Genomic DNA, 16,274 nt, shown 5'->3' on the forward strand with positions numbered 1-16,274 from the left:
GGCGCCTCCTTCCTGTCGGAGTCCCCGTACCCCGCTGCGCGCGCCTCAGACGCGGCGTCCTCGGATGCGAGCGACGCGCCCGGCGGGACCGACTTCTCCCGGAGGGGGTTTACATCCCCGGTCGAGGGGTACGAGGAGGAGGTGAACGACTCCTCCTCCCGGAGCGCCGACGAGCGCACGAAGGCCCCCCGGCTGCGGGGGATCCTCTTCGACCGCGATGCGACGCTCGTGGTCGACGTCCCGTACAACGGCGACCCGGCGCAGGTCTCGCCGATGCCCACCGCCCTCGCCGCGGTCGAGCGGGCGCGCGAGGCGGGACTGGCCGTGGGCGTGGTCACCAACCAGTCCGGGATCGCCCGCGGGATCATCGATCGCGGCCAGGCCGACGCGGTGAACCGGCGCGTGGACGAGCTCTTCGGCGGCTTCGACGTGTGGATGCTCTGCCCGCACGGCCCCGAGGACGGCTGCTCCTGCCGGAAGCCCCGGCCCGGCATGGTGCTCGGCGCCGCCGAGCGGCTGGGACTGCCGGCCCGCTCCCTCGCCGTGATCGGCGACATCGGCGCCGACGTCGGCGCCGCCGCGGCGGCGGGCGCCCGCGGTGTGCTGGTGCCGACTCCGATCACCCGCGCCGAGGAGGTGGACGCCGCCCCCCTGCAGGCGGCGACGCTCCTCGAGGCGGTCGAGCTCCTGCTCGCGATGCAGCCCGACGAGGACGCCGAGTGAGGCGCCGCGTGCTCGTCGCCCGCCTGGACAGCGCGGGAGACGTCCTGCTGTGCGGACCGGCCGTCCGCGCGATCGCGGCCGACGCCGAGGTGCTGCTGCTGAGCGGTCCGCAGGGCGCGCCGGCCGCCGCACTGCTGCCGGGTCCCTCCTCCGTCCGCACCTGGTGGTGCCCGTGGATCGGCGACGCCTCCCGCCCCGTCGACGCCGAGCTCGTCGACGAGCTGCGCGCGATCGTCGAGGAGTTCGCGCCGGACGAGGCCGTGATCCTCACCTCCTTCCACCAGTCGCCGCTGCCGCTGGCCCTGCTGCTCCGGCTCGCCGGCGTCGAGCGCATCTCGGGCGCCTCGGTCGACTTCGCGGGCGCCCTGCTGGACGTGCGCCTCGTCCCGGGCGAGACCCTCGAGGAGGACCAGCCGGAGCCGGAGCGCGCGCTCGCGATCGCCGCGGCGGCCGGCTTCGCTCTGCCCCCCGGCGACGACGGACGGCTCCGCGTGCGCCGCGAGGGCGCGCTGCCGACCGCTCTGGAGGGGGTCGGTCCGTACGCGGTCGTGCACCCCGGAGCCGCCGTCCCCGCCCGCGCCTGGCCCGCGGCGAACGCGGCCCGCGCCGTCGAGCTGCTGGCGGACGCCGGCCTCGCGGTCGTCGTCACGGGCGGACCGGGCGAGCGCGCCCTCACGGCCGAGGTCGCGGGCACCCGCGGCATCGACCTCGGCGGGGCCACCGACTTCGCCGGCGCCGCCGAGGTGCTGGCCGGCGCCGACGTCGTGATCTGCGGCAACACCGGTCCGGCGCACCTCGCCGCCGCGGTCGGCACCCCCGTGGTGAGCCTCTTCGCCCCGGTCGTCCCGGCGGTGCGCTGGGCACCTCACGGCGTCCCGGTGGCACTGCTGGGCGATCAGGAGTCGCCGTGCGCCGGCTCGCGCGCCCGCGTCTGCCCCGTCCCCGGCCATCCGTGCCTCGCGGGGGTGAGCGCCGAGGAGGCGGTCGCCGCCGCCCTCCGACTCCGACCCACGACTTCCCCGAGAGAGGCCATCGCATGAGGATCCTGCTCTGGCACGTGCACGGCGGCTGGGCGGACGCCTTCGTCCGCGGCGCCCACACCTACCTGCTCCCCACGACTCCGGCCCGCGACGCCTGGGGCCTGGGCACCGGCGGCCGCGACTGGCCCCGCGCCGCCGAGATCGCGCCCGAGGAGCTGCACGACGCCGACGTCGACGCGGTCCTCCTCCAGCGTCCCGAGGAGCTCGCCGAGGCCGAGCGCCTGCTCGGGCGACGCCTCGGCCGCGATGTGCCCGCCGTCTACGTCGAGCACAACACCCCGCGTGGGAACGTGCCGGACAACCGCCACCCGCTCGCCGACCGCGACGACCTGCTGATCGTCCACGTCACCCACTTCAACGCCCTGATGTGGGACACCGGATCGACCCGGACCACGGTGATCGAGCACGGGATCCACGACCCGGGCCCCCTCTACACCGGCGAGCTGCCGCACTTCGGCGTGGTCGTCAACGAGCCCGTCCGCCGCGGCCGGGTCGCCGGCACCGACCTGCTCCCCCGCTTCGGCGCCGTCGCTCCGCTGGACGTCTTCGGGATGAAGACCGACCGGCTCGCCGAGCTGCCGGGCCTGGAGGACGTCACGGTCCTCGGCGACGTCCGCACGGAGAAGATGCACGCCGCGCTGGCCCGACGCCGGGTCTACCTGCACCCGTTCCGCTGGACCTCCCTCGGCCTCGCGCTGCTCGAGGCGATGCACCTCGGGATGCCCGTCGTCGCGCTCGACGTGACGGAGGCGGGGCGCGCCGTCCCGCCCGAGGCCGGAGCGGTCTCGAACGACCTCGACTCCCTCGTCGCCACGGCCCGGGCGCTCGTCGAGGACCCGGACCGCGCCGCCCGCGCCGGCGCCGTCGCCCGCGAGGCCGCGCTCGCGCGCTACGGCCTCGCCCGGTTCCACCGCGACTGGGACGAGGTCCTCGCCGACCTCCCCGGACGCCGGCCGCCGGAGCCCGCTCTGGAAGGGAGCACCCGATGAAGCAGCACCTCTCCGCCGCGCCCGCGCTCACGATCGCCATGGTCTCGGAGCACGCGAGCCCGCTGGCGACCCTCGGCGGCGTCGACGCCGGCGGCCAGAACGTCCACGTGGCGGCCCTCGCCGACGCTCTCGCGCGCCGCGGCCACCGCGTCGTCGTCTACACCCGCCGCGACGACCCCTCCCTCCCCCGGCGTGTGCCCTTCACCTCGGGCGTCGAGGTGGTGCACATCGACGCAGGCCCGCCGAGCCGCGTCTCCAAGGACGAGCTGCTGCCCTTCATGGGCGACTTCGCCGTCGACCTCGCCGAGGAGTGGCTGCAGGAGCGGCCGGACCTCGTGCACAGCCACTTCTGGATGTCCGGAGTCGCCGCGCTCGACGCCTCCGAGCGGGTGGAGCGCGCCACAGGGCGGCGCGTACCGGTCTTCCACACCTTCCACGCGCTGGGCGTCGTCAAGCGCCGCCAGCAGGGCGCGCTCGACACCAGCCCCGAGGAGCGCGCCTGGCTCGAGCCCGGCGTGGGCCAGAAGGCCGACGGCGTCGTCGCCACCTGCTCGGACGAGGCCTTCGAGCTCAAAGGGCTCGGCGTGCCGACCTCGCGCATCTCGGTGGTGCCCTGCGGAGTCGACATCGACCGGTTCTCCGTCGAGGGCCCTGTCGCGCCGCGCGGCGAGCGCTCGCGGCTGATGACCATCGGCCGGCTGGTGCCGCGCAAGGGAATGGGCATCGCGATCGAGGCGCTCGCGCGCCTGGTCGCGGCCGGCCACGACGCCGAGCTCGTCGTCGTCGGGGGCTCCGGCTCCGGCGACGCGCTGACGGCGGACCCCGAGTACCAGCGGCTGCACGGCGTGGCCGAGAGCCTCGGAGTCGCCGACCGCGTCGACTTCGTCGGCCAGCTCTCGCAGACCGAGATGCCCGCGATGCTCCGCTCGGCCGACGTCGTGGTCTGCGCGCCCTGGTACGAGCCGTTCGGCATCACTCCGCTCGAGGCGATGGCCTGCGGTGTACCGGTCGTCGCCTCCTCCGTGGGCGGCCTGATCGACACCGTGGTCGAGGACGTCACCGGCGTGCACGTGCCCCCGCGCGACCCGGTCGCCCTGGCCGCCGCCCTCGGCTCGCTGCTGGAGGACCCCGACCGCGCCCGCGCCTACGGAGCCGCCGGCCGCGAGCGCGTCGAGTCCCGCTACTCCTGGGACCGCGTCGCCGCCGACACCGAGCGCGCCTACGTCACGACCCTCGCCGGCCTCGGCGACGAGTCGCTCCTCACCGGCGCCACGAGCGCACCCTCATCCCCCACCACCCGGAAGGCGGCTCCGCGACGATGACCATCGACACCGCGACCATCGACACCGTTCTGGACACCCCGGCCGACGCCGCCCGGCGCCTCGTCGACGACCACGTCGCGCGCGCGCTCGACGCGGTCGCGCAGCTGGAGCGCCACTCCGACAGGATCGCCGCCTGGGGCGTCGAGCTCGCCGACCGCCTCCACTCCGGCGCGCGCCTGCTCGCCGCGGGCAACGGCGGGTCCGCGGCCGAGGCGCAGCACCTCACCGCCGAGCTGGTCGGCCGCTTCGACGGCGACCGGGTCCCCTTCTCCGCCATCTCGCTGCACGCCGAGACGTCGAGCCTGACCGCGATCGGCAACGACTACGGCTTCGACCACGTGTTCTCGCGCCAGGTCACCGCGCACGCGCGCGCGGGCGACGTCGTGGTGCTGCTGTCCACCAGCGGACGCAGCGCGAACCTCCTCCACGCCGCGGAGGCCGCCCGTGCGGCGGGCGCCCGTTCGTGGGCGCTGACCGGCGAGGGGCCCAACCCGCTCACCGAGCTCTGCGACGAGGCGATCGCCCTCGAGGGCCACGGCTCCAACGTGCAGGAGGCGCAGCTGGTGCTCGTGCACGCGCTCTGCCGGGCCTTCGAGCACCGGATCCGCGCGCGGACGGCGGCCGCCTCGTGAGCCGCCTGCACCTCGTCGTCGTCGGCGACGTGATGCTCGACGTCGACCTCTCCGGACCCGCCGAGCGGCTGAGCCCGGACGCCCCCGTCCCCGTGGTCGACGTGTCGGCCCGCAGCGCCCGCGCCGGCGGAGCCGGGCTCGTCGCCCGGATGCTCGCCCGCGACGGGCACGAGGTGACGCTCGTGACCGCGCTCGCCGAGGACTCGGATCCGGACGTGGCGGAGCTGCGCGCCGAGCTGTCCGGCGTCCGCCTGGTCGCCGGGCCCTCGGGTGCGCCGACGCCGGTGAAGACCCGCGTGGCCGCCTCCGGCCAGGCCGTCGTGCGGATCGACCGCGGCTGCGAGACGCCCCCCGTCCCCGGCGTGACCGACGCGATGCTCGCCGCGCTCGGCGACGCCGACGCCGTGATCGTCGCCGACTACGGCCGTCGGCTGACAGAGGACGCGTCGCTCCGCGCGGCTCTCGACGCGCTCACCGTGCCGCTGGTGTGGGATCCGCACCCGCGCGGCTCGCAGCCGGTCGCCGCCACCGCGCTCGCCACTCCGAACCTGGCCGAGGCCACGGCCTTCTCGGGGGCCGTCGGCCGCGGAGTGACGCGCGCAGAATCCGCCGCGACCACCCTCCTCGAGCGCTGGGGCTGCGGCGCCGTCACCGTGACGATGGGATCCTCCGGCGCCCTGCTGCGCTCCCGCGGCGCCGGGGTCCCGGTCGTCGCACCGGCCGTGACCGTGCCGCCCACCGATCCGTGCGGAGCCGGCGACCGGTTCGCCGCCTCCGCCGCCGTCGCCCTCGCCGAGGGCGCGAGCACGTCGGAGGCGGTGCAGGCGGCGGTCGCCGCGGCAGGCGCCTACCTGCTCGCGGGAGGGGTCGCCTCCCTGTCCGCTCCCGCCGACCCCGCTCCCCTCCACGGCGGCGGTGTCGACGCCCTGCGCGTCGCCGAGTCCGTCCGCGCGGCAGGAGGCACCGTGGTCGCGACCGGCGGCTGCTTCGACCTGCTCCACGCCGGCCACGCCCGCACCCTCTCGGCCGCGCGCGCGCTCGGCGACTGCCTGATCGTCTGCCTCAACTCGGACGACTCCGTCCGCCGCCTCAAGGGCGCGGCGCGGCCGATCATCCCCGAGGACGACCGCGTCGACCTGCTGCTCGCGCTCGAGTGCGTCGACGCCGTCCTGGTCTTCGGCGAGGACACGCCGGACGAGGCGCTGCGCCGCATCCGCCCCGACGTCTGGGTGAAGGGCGGCGACTACTCCGCCGAGTCCCTCCCCGAGACGGCGACGGTGGCGGAGTGGGGCGGCCGGGTCCTGACCGTGCCGTACCACCCGGGCCGCTCGACCACCCATCTCGCCGCCGCGCTCGCGCGCGTCGGCTGACCCGCGGCCCACGAGGCCCGCAGACCACCCCCGGAAGGAAACCATGAGCACCACTCCCACCCCCATCGGCCGCGTCCTGATCACCGGAGGAGCCTCCGGGCTCGGTGCGGCCGTCGCCGCCGCGGTCACCGCCGCCGGCGGCACCCCGATCGTGCTCGACCGCGACGTGTCGTCGGTGAAGGAGGGCGTCGCCGCCTACCAGGTCGACGTCGCGAAGACCCGCGAGGCCGAGAAGGCGGTCGTCGAGATCGCCCGCGAGCACGGCGGACTCGACGCCGTCGTCACCGCGGCCGGCATCGACCGCTGCGGCCGCCTCGTCGACGTGGAGCCGGAGGAGTGGGAGCGGGTCATCTCCGTGAACCTCCTCGGCACCGCGGCCGTCGTCCGCGCGGCGCTGCCCTTCCTCACCGAGACCCACGGCCGCGTCGTCACCGTCGCCTCCTCGCTGGCGATCAAGGCCGTCTCGGACGCGACCGCGTACTGCGCCTCGAAGTTCGGCGTGCTCGGCTTCACCCGCGCGCTCGCGGCCGAGACCAAGGGCGAGATCGGCGTGACCACGCTGATCCCGTCGGGCATGAAGACGCGCTTCTTCGACGACCGCGACGAGCAGTACAAGCCCGGTCCGGACGCGCTGCTGAACGACCCGGAGAACGTGGCGAACGCCGTCATGTTCGTCCTCGGCCAGCCGCGCGGCTGCGAGGTCCGCGAGCTCGTCATCACGCACGAGGAGGAGCCGTCCTGGCCGTGATCCGCTGATCCGGGCGCTCCCCGGATCTCTCTCCGCGAGATGCCACCTGTGCCGCCGACACGCCGACGCCGAGCACCACAGGTGGCATCTCGCGGTTCAGCGCGTGGAGGCGAGCACCCCGCGGACGTCCTCGAGCACGGCCTCGACGCGCACGTCGCCGACGAACGTGACGTCGTGCTCGCAGCGCGGAGCGGTCCAGCCGACCTGCGTGGCGTCGCGCCCGCAGACCGGGCAGCGGGTGGTCCAGCTCAGCTGCACCCGGTGGCGCTGCCGCCCGAGGGCCGCGGCGTTGATCGCGTTGCCCACCCAGAAGACCCCGACCGTCGGGGCGCCGACCGCGGCGGCGAGGTGGCGGGGTCCGGAGTCGTTGCCGAGCACGAGGTCGGCGAGCGAGAGCAGCGGAGCGAGGTCCGGGAGGTCCACGACGCCTGCCCAGGAGACCGCTCCCGGCGCTCCGGCGACGATCTCGTCGGCGGCGGGCACGTCCGAGGCGTCGCCCACCACCAGCACGCGGGCGCCGTCGGCCAGCAGCTCCGTCGCCACAGCGGCGAAGGAGGAGGCGGGCCAGCGCCGGCGGGGGTCGGTCGCGCCCGGGTGGATCAGCACCAGCGGGCCACCCGCGGGCAGCGCCGCGGCGAGGCGGTCCCGCCGCTCCGGATCTACGGCGAGCGCCGGCTCGAGGCGGGTCGCAGGCGCTCCGGCCAGCCCGACGATCTCGAGCGCCCGCAGCATCTCGTGCTGGTAGTAGACGTAGGGGATCGTGCGCTCGAGCTCCGCGGCGTCGTCCGTGCGCGAGCCGATCGTGTGGCGCGCGCCGAGGCGCTGGAGGAACGGGTTGGAGTAGCGCCCGCCGCCGTGCAGCTGCACGGCCAGGTCGAACCGGCGCGCGCGCATCCGCTCGGTGAAGTCCTCGACGACCCGGAGGTCCTCCCCCTCTCCGTCGCGGACGCCCTGCGCCACCGGCAGGATCTCGACGTCGTTGATCGGCGACTCGACGCCCGACAGCAGGACCCGGTGCGCGGGCGTCCCGAGCAGGGTGATCTCGGCTCCCGGGTAGGCGGCCGCGAGAGCGTCGACGGCGGGCAGCGCGAACAGCAGGTCGCCGAGTCCGCCGCCGCGCAGGACGGCGATCCTCTCGACTCCGGCGAAGGGCTCTCGGAGGGGGGCGATGGCGACCACGACGGGTTCCTCTCAGGTGCGGAGGGCGCGCTGGCGCCGCTCCGGGGACGGTGCACTCCATCCACTTCCCCGCCGAGGCCGATCCGAAACGGATCGACGGCGAGCCGGCGCCGCCGATCCCGCGGCGGATTCCGGACGCGACGTGTCTAGGCGCGCACCACCCGGGTACCGGACGGATGCGTCCGCCACTCCGCGGGCGCCCCCGACCGAGAGGTGACCGTGACCATCGACATCACGACCCCCGCCACGACCGCCGCCGACGCCGTCCGCCGAGCGCGGACCGCGTTCTCCGCGTGGGCCGCCACCGCGCCCGCCGAGCGCGGCGCCCTCCTCCGTGCCGCCGCCCACCGCGTGGCCGAGCGCGAGCAGGAGCTCGCCGACCTCAACACTCGGGAGACCGGCAAGCCCGCCGGCGACGCCCTGGGCGGCGTCCGCGCCGGTGTCGACACGCTGCTCCAGTACGCCGAGCTCGGCCCGCTGCACCGGGGGAAGAGCCTGCGCGGAGGTGCCCTCAACGTCGATCTGGCCCTGCCGCACCCGCGCGGCGTCGTGCTCGCCCTCACTCCGTGGAACGACCCGGTCGCCGTCGCCGCGGGCCTCCTGGGCGCCGCGATCGTCTCCGGGGACGTCGTCGTGCACAAGCCGAGCGAGCGCAGCCCGGGCACGGGCGCCCTCTTCACGAGCATCCTCGCCGAGGCGCTGCCCGACGGGGTGCTGACCCTGGTCGAGGGCGACGGGGCGGTCGGCGACGAGCTGGCGCGCACGGAGGGCGTCGATGTCCTCGCCCACGTCGGCTCGACCGCCACCGGCCGCGCGCTCGCCCGGGTCGCCGCCGTCACCGGCGCGCACGTGATCCTCGAGAACGGCGGCAACGACGCGCTCGTCGTCGACCGCGACGTCGACCCGGTCTGGGCCGCCGAGCAGGCCGCGCTCGGCGCCTTCGCCAACGCCGGACAGATCTGCACCTCCGTCGAGCGGATCTACGTGCACCGCGACATCGCCGAGGCGTTCACGGCGGCGCTCGTCGCCGAGGCCGACCGCTGGAGCGCCGGCCCGCTCCCCCGCCTCGTCGACGCCCGCATGCGCGACGCCGTCCACGAGCACGTCACGGAGGCGCTCGGCAGCGGCGCGCGCGCCCTCACCGGCGGCACCCCCGGGGACGGTACCTTCTACCCCGCGACCGTCCTGGCCGACTGCACCGAATCGATGCTGGTGATGACGGAGGAGACCTTCGGGCCCGTCGCGCCGATCCGCGTCGTCGACTCCTTCGACGAGGGCCTGGACCTGGCCGCCGCGAGCCCCTACGGCCTGGCCGCCTCGATCCTCACCGCCGACATGGAGCACGCCCACCGCGCCGCGGCGACGCTGCCGGTCGGCACCGTCAAGGTCAACGGCGTCTTCGGAGGAGCGCCGGGCGGCAGCGCCCAGCCCCGCGGCGCCTCGGGCTCCGGCTTCGGCTACGGCCCGGAGCTGCTCGACGAGATGACCACCACCACGGTCGTCCACTTCGGCCTCCCGGTGCTGCCCAGCGGTGCCCGATGAGCCTCGAGGGCTCGGCGCTCCAGCGGGCGAGCGCGCTCCTGGCGCACGTCCGGGAGCGCCCGCCGGTGGTCGCCGTGATCGGGGACCTCATCCTCGACTCCTGGTGGCTCGGCGAGGCGGAGCGCGTCACGCGGGAGGCGCCGGCGCCGGTTCTGCGGCTCGAGGACGTCGTCGACGTCGCGGGCGGGGCCGCCAACACCGCCGCCAACCTGCGCGCGCTGGGCGCCGTCGTCCGCACCGTCGGCGTGGCCGGACGCGACTCCGAGGGCGATCGACTGCTGCGCGCCCTCGAGCGGGCCGGCCTGGACATCTCCCGGGTCGTCCGCACCGGCGCCGCGACGACGATCAAGACCCGCGTGGTGGGTGGCGACAGCGTGATGCTGCGCGTCGACTCCGGCCCGCACCGCCCGGCCGACGACGAGCTGGCCCTGCTCGCCGGTGCCGCCGCCGAGGCCGCCGCGGGCGCCGACGCCGTCCTGGTCTGCGACTACGGCTCGGGGATCCTCCGCGAGGCCGTCGAGCGCCTGCTCGCCGTCGAGCGCCCGGGCCTCCTCGTGATCGATGCGCACGAGCTCGCCGACTGGGCCTCCGCCCGGCCGGACCTCGTCACCCCGAACGCCAAGGAGGCGGAGCGGCTGCTCGGCGCCTCCCTCGGCCGCGGGACGGAGCGGGCCGCCGCCGTGCGCGACGCCGCCGAGGAGCTGCGCGCGCGCTCGGGCGCCCGGCACGTCGTGGTCACCCTCGACCGGGACGGCTCCACCGCCCTCGACGCCGACGGCACGGTCAGCCGCACCTTCGCGCAGCCCGCGGAGGAAAAGCAGGCGTCGGGCGCCGGCGACACCTTCGCCGCGACCGCCACCCTGGCCCTCGCGGCCGGCCGCTCCCTGGCCACCGCCGTCGATCTGGCGCAGGCCGCCGCCGACGTGGTCGTGCAGCGCCCCGGCACCTCCGTCTGCTCGGGCGACGACCTGCTCGCCTCCCTCGCCGCTCCCGGCGCCGTCGTGCTCGGCGAGGACGCCCTCGTCGAGGTCCTCGCGGAGCAGTCGCGCCGCGGACGCCGCGTGGTCTTCACGAACGGCTGCTTCGACGTCCTGCACCGCGGCCACACGGCGTATCTCCGCCAGGCCCGCGAGCTCGGCGACGTGCTCGTGGTCGCGGTGAACGACGACGACTCCGTCCGGCGGCTCAAGGGCGAGGGACGGCCGATCAACCCGGAGGGCGACCGCGCCGGCGTGATCGCCGAGCTGGGCTGCGTCGACTACGTGACCCTCTTCGGCGGAGACACCCCCATCCCGCTGCTCGAGCGCGTGCAGCCCGACGTCTACGTGAAGGGCGGAGACTACAACCCCGACATGCTCGCGGAGGCCGCCGTCGTCCGATCCTACGGAGGCGTCGTCACCACCGTCGGCTACGTCTCGGAGCACTCCACGACCGAGATGGTGCAGCGCATCCGATCGGCCGCGCCGTGACCAGCCGCCGGTGGTCCGGGCGCTGGGGGGTCCCCGAGGCTCCCCGGCAGCCGCTGATCGACGTGCTGGTGCCGACGGTCGGCCGCCGTGCCGAGCTCGCCGCCACGCTCGCCGGACTCGCCGCCCAGGACGAACCGCCCTTCCGCGTGATCGTCAGCGACCAGTCCGACGACGCGGTCGCCGAGAGCGACCCGACGATCCTCGCGATGCTGCGTGTGCTGGAGGCGCAGGGCCGGGCTCCGGTGGTGCGCCGCCACCTGCCCCGGCGCGGGCTCGCGGAGCAGAGGCACTACCTCCTCTCCCTCGCCACCGCCCCCGCCGTCCTCTTCCTCGACGACGACGTGTGGCTCGAGCCGGGCACGCTCTCGCGGCTGCACGAGGCTCTCGAGCGCCTCGACTGCGGCTTCGTCGGCTCCGCGGTGCAGGGCCTGTCCTACCTCGAGGACGTGCGCCCGCACGAGACCGAGTCGTTCGAGACCTGGGAGGAGCGCGTCGAGCCCGAGCGGGTGCGGCGCGGAACCCCTGAGTTCGAGCGCTGGCCGCTCCACAACGCGGCCAACCTCACCCACGTCGCCGCCCGCCTCGACGTCCCGGAGGGCGCCTGGCGCGCGTACCGGGTCGCCTGGCTGGGCGCCTGCGTCCTCTACCGCCGCGACGCCCTCCTGGCCGTCGGCGGCTTCGACTTCTGGGAGCAGCTGCCCCCGGAGCACAGCGGTGAGGACGTCGCCGCGCAGTGGCGCGTCATGGAGCGCTTCGGCGGCGCGGGCCTCGTGCCCAGCGGTGCCGTGCACCTCGAGACGCCCACGACGGTCACCGACCGGCGCGTCGACGCCTTCGACCGGCTCTTCGCCGAAGAGCACTCGTAACACTCAGCAAGGCGACGAAAGGACAGCACGATGGACGCACCTAACCCGATCCAGATCCAGAAGTACCTCTCGGGCATCGACTACCCCGCCTCGAAGGACACGATCGTCGAGACCGCCGAGAAGGAGGGCGCGGACGGCGACGTCCTCGAGGCCCTCCGTGCGATCCCGGACGGAGACTACGAGAAGCCCACCGACGTGAGCTCGGCCGTCTCGAAGGTCTGACACCCTCCGCGAGACGCCTCTCCGGTACGCGGCAGGCCGTGCCGGCCGTACCGGAGGGGCGTCTCGCGAGCGGCGACCGGCCGACGCGGAGAGCAGGGGTCAGGCGGAGGCGTGCTCGCGCAGGACGCCGGACTCGAGCGCCTGGAACGAGAGCACCTTGTAGCCCTCGGACTCGAAGAAGATCGTCGCCCGGTCGGCCTCCACGCTCATCACGGTGCCGGCGCCCCACTCGCGGTGCTCCACCGACTCGTCGACGCTCAGAGGGGCGTCCACAGGCGCCTCCTCGGTCCCGCCGCTCGCCTCGTGCCGCTCGCAGCCGTCGCAGTTGCCGCACCACTCGGCCGACTCCACGCCGAAGTAGTCCAGCAGGACCCGGCGGCGGCACTGGCTGGTCTCCGCGTACGCGCGCATCATCGACAGGCGCGACTCCGCGATCCGCTCACGGGAGGCCAGAGCCTCCTTCACCGCGTGCACGGCCTCGTCGCCGGAGGCCTCGCGCGTCGCGCGCAGTCCGGAGCCGGTCTCCACCAGCCCCGCGTCCGCGAGGTCGTTGACGATCCGGGCGATCGTGCGGGCCGGCTTCCCCAGCTCCTTCGCGAGCGCCGCGGAGTCGAGCCCCGGCTGCTCCGAGACGGCCGCCCAGATCACGCGCAGCGCGGCCTTGTCGACCGAGCGCTTGGCGAAGAAGCGGCGGAGCCCCAGGTCCTCCGCACGGTAGTGCAGCGCGCCCGTGGCGGGCTCGCCGTCGCGGCCCGCGCGGCCGATCTCCTGGTAGTAGGCGTCGAGCGACTCGGTGGTCGTGGCGTGCAGCACGAAGCGCACGTCGGCCCGGTCGATGCCCATCCCGAACGCCGAGGTCGCGACGACGACGTCGAGCTCGCCCGCGCGCCACTGCTCGTGCACGACCTTCCGCTCGGACACCTTGAGCCCGGCGTGGTACGCCGCGACCCGGCGCCCCTCCGCCGCGATGTCGGCCGCGTAGGCCTCCGTCTCCTTGCGGGTGGCCACGTAGACCAGGCCCGGAGCGGTCCAGCTGCGCGCCTCCTCGACCACGGCGGCACGCTTCTCGCTCTCGCTCTCGTGGCGGTGCACCACCAGCCGGATCTCCGGACGGTCGACGCCGTGCACCTGGATCTCGGGGTCGGTCATCCGGAGGCGCTCGATGATCTCGTCGCGCACCGGCCCGGAGGCGGTGGCGGTCATCGCGAGCACCGGCGGGTCTCCGAGCTCGCCGCGCACATCGGCCAGGCGGAGGTAGTCGGGGCGGAAGTCGTGACCCCAGGAGGAGACGCAGTGCGCCTCGTCGACGACCAGCAGCGACACTCCCGCGGCCGCCAGCCGCGCCACGTTCTCGGGCTTGGCGAGCTGCTCGGGTGCCAGGAGCACGTAGAGCGGGCCGCCCTCGTCGATCCGGTCCCAGGCACGGGCGACGGCCGCGGCGCCCTGGGAGGAGTTGATCGCGACCGCGGGAGGCGCCGCCGGAGCCGCCTCGATCGCGGCGAGCTGGTCGGCCTGCAGGGCGACGAGCGGGGAGACGACCAGGACGACGCCGCCGCGCTCGGCTCCGGCGATCTGGTAGACCGCGGACTTGCCGCCGCCCGTCGCCAGCACCAGCAGCGTGTCGCGCCCGGAGGCCGCCGACTCGATCGCCTCGCGCTGACCGGGGAGCAGCGACGACCAGCCGAAGTCCTCCCGGGCGATGCGGCTGACGGAGTCGGTGCGGGAGGAGTTCATAGCTCGACGCTACGACCAGACCGCCCCGGAGGCAGTCCGCTTGACAGCGCCGGGGAGCACGGTGAAGGAGCGTCGTCCGCCCTCGCGGCCCGCCTCTGCCCGCCCGTGGCCGCGCTGTCAACGTCCTGCGGAGGGACTCGTCGCGTGCTGGGCTGGAGCACCGACGAGAGGAGCCGACATGGCCGACCAGAACGTGAACAAGGACCTTCCCGGATCCGGCGGCGACGCCGTCCCGAACACCGGCGGCGCGCAGACGGTGCTGCCCGGCGAGGACGCGGCCGACGCCTCCGCCGCGGGGGCCGCTCCCGGGGGCACCGCGATCGACCGCGGCGTCACCGACGCCGTGACCGACGGCGACAGCGGAGGAGACACCGTCTCCGGCGACGCCGACCTGCCCGACGAGACCGAGGGCGCCGTCGGCAGCGACCCGGCGAGCACCGACTGACGTCCCGCTCGGACGCGTCCGGCCCGCGGGATCCGAGGATCCGCGCGGGCCGGCGACGTCGCTGCGCCGAGGAGGACCCGGGCTCAGCGCCGGACGACCACCGGGTTGAACAGCGTGCCGATGCCCTCGACGTCCACCGCGACGGTGTCCCCGTTCGCGATCGGCCCGACGCCGGCGGGCGTCCCGGTGAGGATCACGTCCCCGGGGAGCAGCGTGAAGATGCGCGAGACGTAGGCCACGAGCTCGGGCACCCCGTGGATCATGTCGCCGGTGCTGCCCGACTGCTGCACGCGCCCGTTGACGCGCGTCTCGATGGCGCTCTCGTTCCAGACGAACTCGGTCTCGATGACCGGGCCGAGCGGGCAGAAGGTGTCGTAGCCCTTCGCCCGCGCCCACTGGCCGTCGGAGCGCTGGAGGTCGCGCGCGGTGACGTCGTTGGCGATCGTGTACCCGAAGACCACGTCCTCGTAGTCCTCCGCGCGGACGTTGCGGGCCACGGCGCCGATCACGATCGCCAGCTCGCCCTCGAACTCCACCTGCTGGCTGTCCTCGGGGAGGACGATCGCCTCGTCCGGTCCGATGACCGACGTGTTCGGCTTGAGGAACACCAGCGGCTCCGCCGGGGCGTCGCCGCCCATCTCTGCCGCGTGGTCGGCGTAGTTCTTGCCGATGCCGACGACCTTGGAGCGCGGGATCACCGGCGCGAGGAGCTTCGCCTCCGCGATCGGGATGCGCTCCCCCGTGGTGTCGAACCCGGCGAACATCGGGTCGCCGGCGAGCACGACCAGGTCGTCCTCGTCCACGATCCCGAAGTGGATCGCTCCCCCGTTGTCCCCGTCGCGCTGCGTGGCGAATCGTGCGATCTTCATGCGTCCAGCCTCGTCATCCATCCGTGCGTGTCCTCGCGGCGTCCGTACTGGATGCCGGTCAGCTCCTCGCGGAGCGACATCGTGAGCTCCCCTGCGGGCGCGCCTTCGCGGCCGACGGAGAAGCCCTCGCCCTTGAGCTCGGCGATCGGGGTGATCACGGCGGCGGTCCCGCAGGCGAACACCTCGACCACGTCGCCGGAGGCCACTCCGTCCCGCCACTCGTCGATGCTCACGCGGCGCCGCTCGACGCGGTGGCCGCGGTCCTCGGCGAGCTGCAGGACGCTGTCGCGCGTGATGCCCTCGAGGATCGAGTCCGACTCCGGGGTCACCAGCGTGCCGTCCTTCTTGACCAGGACCACGTTCATGCCGCCGAGCTCCTCGATCCACTGCGACTCCTGCGAGTCGAGGAAGAGGACCTGCGCGCAGCCGTGGCTGTAGGCCTCCTGCTGCGGGAGGAGGGAGGAGGCGTAGTTGCCACCCGTCTTCGCCGCCCCGGTGCCGCCCTTGCCCGCCCGGGCGTAGGAGGTGGAGAGCCAGATCGACACGGGGGCGACGCCGCCGGAGAAGTAGGCGCCGGCGGGGCTGGCGATCACGTAGTAGCCGACGTCCTCGGCCGCGCGCACGCCGAGGAACGCCTCCTGCGCGAACATGAACGGGCGCAGGTACAGGCTGGTCTCCGGCTCCGAGGGGACCCAGTCGCCGTCGACGGCGATCAGCTGCCGCAGCGACTCGACGAAGAGGTCCGTGGGGAGCTCCGGCAGCGCGAGGCGGCGGGCCGAGCGCTGCAGGCGCCGCGCGTTCGCCTCGGGGCGGAAGGTCCAGACGGAGCCGTCCTCGTGGCGGTAGGCCTTCATGCCCTCGAAGATCTCCTGCGCGTAGTGCAGGACGGCGGCGGCGGGGTCGAGCGCGAGCGGACCGTAGGGCTCGACGCGGGCGTCGTGCCAGCCGTCCGCGCGGGTCCAGCGGAGGCCGACCATGTGGTCGGTGAAGTGCATGCCGAAGCCCGGGTTCGCGAGGATCCGGGCGCGCTCCTCCTCGGAGCGGGGCGCGGGAGCGGCGGTCACCTCGAAGGCGAGGTCGGCGGGGGCGGAGTCGGTGCTCATCGTGGTGGTGTCCTTCTGCGG

At 75.0% G+C, this 16,274-nt stretch carries 16 protein-coding genes; 12 read left to right on the plus strand and 4 right to left on the minus strand.

Translation table 11 applies throughout. The features are described from left to right. Window positions 1–141: 141 nt before the first annotated feature. Genes C5D08_RS16920 through C5D08_RS05425 form a run of 7 tightly spaced genes read left to right on the plus strand, consistent with a single transcriptional unit; the run spans window position 142 to window position 6,824 of the window. Entirely contained in the window at window positions 142–723 is a 582-nt protein-coding gene (locus tag C5D08_RS16920; RefSeq protein ID WP_181110051.1) for an HAD family hydrolase, read from the plus strand. Continuing rightward, on the plus strand, window positions 720–1,763 hold the full coding sequence (locus C5D08_RS05400) for a glycosyltransferase family 9 protein (protein WP_219815151.1): 1,044 nt from the start codon (window positions 720–722) through the stop codon (window positions 1,761–1,763). Before C5D08_RS16920 ends, C5D08_RS05400 begins: the two co-directional genes overlap by 4 nt. Next, a complete protein-coding gene (locus C5D08_RS05405; protein ID WP_104276160.1) occupies window positions 1,760–2,752 on the plus strand; it encodes a glycosyltransferase in 993 nt (330 codons plus the stop codon). The genes C5D08_RS05400 and C5D08_RS05405 overlap by 4 nt, the downstream gene beginning before the upstream one ends. Next, window positions 2,749–4,074, plus strand: coding sequence for a glycosyltransferase (locus tag C5D08_RS05410; RefSeq protein ID WP_104276161.1), 1,326 nt, complete (start codon window positions 2,749–2,751; stop codon window positions 4,072–4,074). Before C5D08_RS05405 ends, C5D08_RS05410 begins: the two co-directional genes overlap by 4 nt. Next, window positions 4,071–4,706 carry an SIS domain-containing protein gene (locus tag C5D08_RS05415; protein ID WP_104223523.1) on the plus strand — a complete coding sequence of 212 codons (636 nt, stop codon included), beginning with the start codon at window positions 4,071–4,073 and terminating at the stop codon, window positions 4,704–4,706. Before C5D08_RS05410 ends, C5D08_RS05415 begins: the two co-directional genes overlap by 4 nt. A gap of 5 nt (window positions 4,707–4,711) precedes the next feature. After that, the gene (locus C5D08_RS05420) at window positions 4,712–6,076 is read left to right on the plus strand and encodes a PfkB family carbohydrate kinase (RefSeq protein ID WP_104276200.1); all 1,365 of its coding nucleotides are present in this window, start codon (window positions 4,712–4,714) and stop codon (window positions 6,074–6,076) included. A 43-nt stretch (window positions 6,077–6,119) separates the two neighbouring features. Continuing rightward, window positions 6,120–6,824, plus strand: coding sequence for an SDR family oxidoreductase (locus C5D08_RS05425; protein ID WP_104250150.1), 705 nt, complete (start codon window positions 6,120–6,122; stop codon window positions 6,822–6,824). A 96-nt stretch (window positions 6,825–6,920) separates the two neighbouring features. Here C5D08_RS05425 and C5D08_RS05430 read toward each other — a convergent pair whose 3' ends face one another. After that, a complete protein-coding gene (locus tag C5D08_RS05430) occupies window positions 6,921–8,003 on the minus strand; it encodes a glycosyltransferase family 9 protein (RefSeq protein ID WP_104276162.1) in 1,083 nt (360 codons plus the stop codon). 219 nt (window positions 8,004–8,222) lie between these two features. On the opposite strand from C5D08_RS05430, the gene C5D08_RS05435 reads away from it, so the two are divergent. Genes C5D08_RS05435 through C5D08_RS05450 form a run of 4 tightly spaced genes read left to right on the plus strand, consistent with a single transcriptional unit; the run spans window position 8,223 to window position 12,102 of the window. Continuing rightward, entirely contained in the window at window positions 8,223–9,545 is a 1,323-nt protein-coding gene (locus C5D08_RS05435) for an aldehyde dehydrogenase (protein ID WP_258067326.1), read from the plus strand. Beyond that, window positions 9,542–11,014: a D-glycero-beta-D-manno-heptose 1-phosphate adenylyltransferase gene (gene rfaE2 / locus C5D08_RS05440; protein ID WP_104276164.1), complete on the plus strand. Its 1,473-nt coding sequence runs from the start codon at window positions 9,542–9,544 to the stop codon at window positions 11,012–11,014. Before C5D08_RS05435 ends, rfaE2 begins: the two co-directional genes overlap by 4 nt. Further along, window positions 11,011–11,880: a glycosyltransferase family A protein gene (locus tag C5D08_RS05445; RefSeq protein ID WP_219815152.1), complete on the plus strand. Its 870-nt coding sequence runs from the start codon at window positions 11,011–11,013 to the stop codon at window positions 11,878–11,880. The genes rfaE2 and C5D08_RS05445 overlap by 4 nt, the downstream gene beginning before the upstream one ends. A 30-nt stretch (window positions 11,881–11,910) precedes the next feature. Beyond that, window positions 11,911–12,102 (plus strand): DUF2795 domain-containing protein, encoded by a 192-nt coding sequence (locus C5D08_RS05450; RefSeq protein WP_104223528.1) that lies wholly within the window; start codon window positions 11,911–11,913, stop codon window positions 12,100–12,102. Window positions 12,103–12,201: 99 nt separating this feature from the next. On the opposite strand, the gene C5D08_RS05455 is transcribed toward C5D08_RS05450, so the two are convergent. Then, entirely contained in the window at window positions 12,202–13,836 is a 1,635-nt protein-coding gene (locus C5D08_RS05455) for a RecQ family ATP-dependent DNA helicase (RefSeq protein ID WP_104276165.1), read from the minus strand. 178 nt (window positions 13,837–14,014) lie between these two features. On the opposite strand from C5D08_RS05455, the gene C5D08_RS05460 reads away from it, so the two are divergent. Further along, window positions 14,015–14,281 (plus strand): hypothetical protein, encoded by a 267-nt coding sequence (locus C5D08_RS05460; RefSeq protein WP_104276166.1) that lies wholly within the window; start codon window positions 14,015–14,017, stop codon window positions 14,279–14,281. 83 nt (window positions 14,282–14,364) lie between these two features. Here C5D08_RS05460 and C5D08_RS05465 read toward each other — a convergent pair whose 3' ends face one another. Both C5D08_RS05465 and C5D08_RS05470 read right to left on the minus strand, forming a co-directional pair. Next, on the minus strand, window positions 14,365–15,150 hold the full coding sequence (locus C5D08_RS05465; RefSeq protein WP_104233223.1) for a fumarylacetoacetate hydrolase family protein: 786 nt from the start codon (window positions 15,148–15,150) through the stop codon (window positions 14,365–14,367). Continuing rightward, window positions 15,147–16,253 carry a branched-chain amino acid aminotransferase gene (locus C5D08_RS05470; RefSeq protein ID WP_104276167.1) on the minus strand — a complete coding sequence of 369 codons (1,107 nt, stop codon included), beginning with the start codon at window positions 16,251–16,253 and terminating at the stop codon, window positions 15,147–15,149. The genes C5D08_RS05465 and C5D08_RS05470 overlap by 4 nt, the downstream gene beginning before the upstream one ends. Window positions 16,254–16,274 lie beyond the last annotated feature (21 nt).

Source organism: Rathayibacter sp. AY1B6, assembly GCF_002932755.1.
Classification (GTDB): domain Bacteria; phylum Actinomycetota; class Actinomycetes; order Actinomycetales; family Microbacteriaceae; genus Rathayibacter.

Coding starts and splice junctions, on each gene's coding strand:
- C5D08_RS05405 (WP_104276160.1), top strand. CDS start 1,760: ATGAGGATCCTGCTCTGGCACGTGCACGGCGGCTGGGCGGACGCCTTC.
- C5D08_RS05410 (WP_104276161.1), top strand. CDS start 2,749: ATGAAGCAGCACCTCTCCGCCGCGCCCGCGCTCACGATCGCCATGGTC.
- C5D08_RS05415 (WP_104223523.1), top strand. CDS start 4,071: ATGACCATCGACACCGCGACCATCGACACCGTTCTGGACACCCCGGCC.
- C5D08_RS05425 (WP_104250150.1), top strand. CDS start 6,120: ATGAGCACCACTCCCACCCCCATCGGCCGCGTCCTGATCACCGGAGGA.
- rfaE2 (WP_104276164.1), top strand. CDS start 9,542: ATGAGCCTCGAGGGCTCGGCGCTCCAGCGGGCGAGCGCGCTCCTGGCG.
- C5D08_RS05450 (WP_104223528.1), top strand. CDS start 11,911: ATGGACGCACCTAACCCGATCCAGATCCAGAAGTACCTCTCGGGCATC.
- C5D08_RS05455 (WP_104276165.1), bottom strand. CDS start 13,836: ATGAACTCCTCCCGCACCGACTCCGTCAGCCGCATCGCCCGGGAGGAC.
- C5D08_RS05460 (WP_104276166.1), top strand. CDS start 14,015: ATGGCCGACCAGAACGTGAACAAGGACCTTCCCGGATCCGGCGGCGAC.
- C5D08_RS05465 (WP_104233223.1), bottom strand. CDS start 15,150: ATGAAGATCGCACGATTCGCCACGCAGCGCGACGGGGACAACGGGGGA.
- C5D08_RS05470 (WP_104276167.1), bottom strand. CDS start 16,253: ATGAGCACCGACTCCGCCCCCGCCGACCTCGCCTTCGAGGTGACCGCC.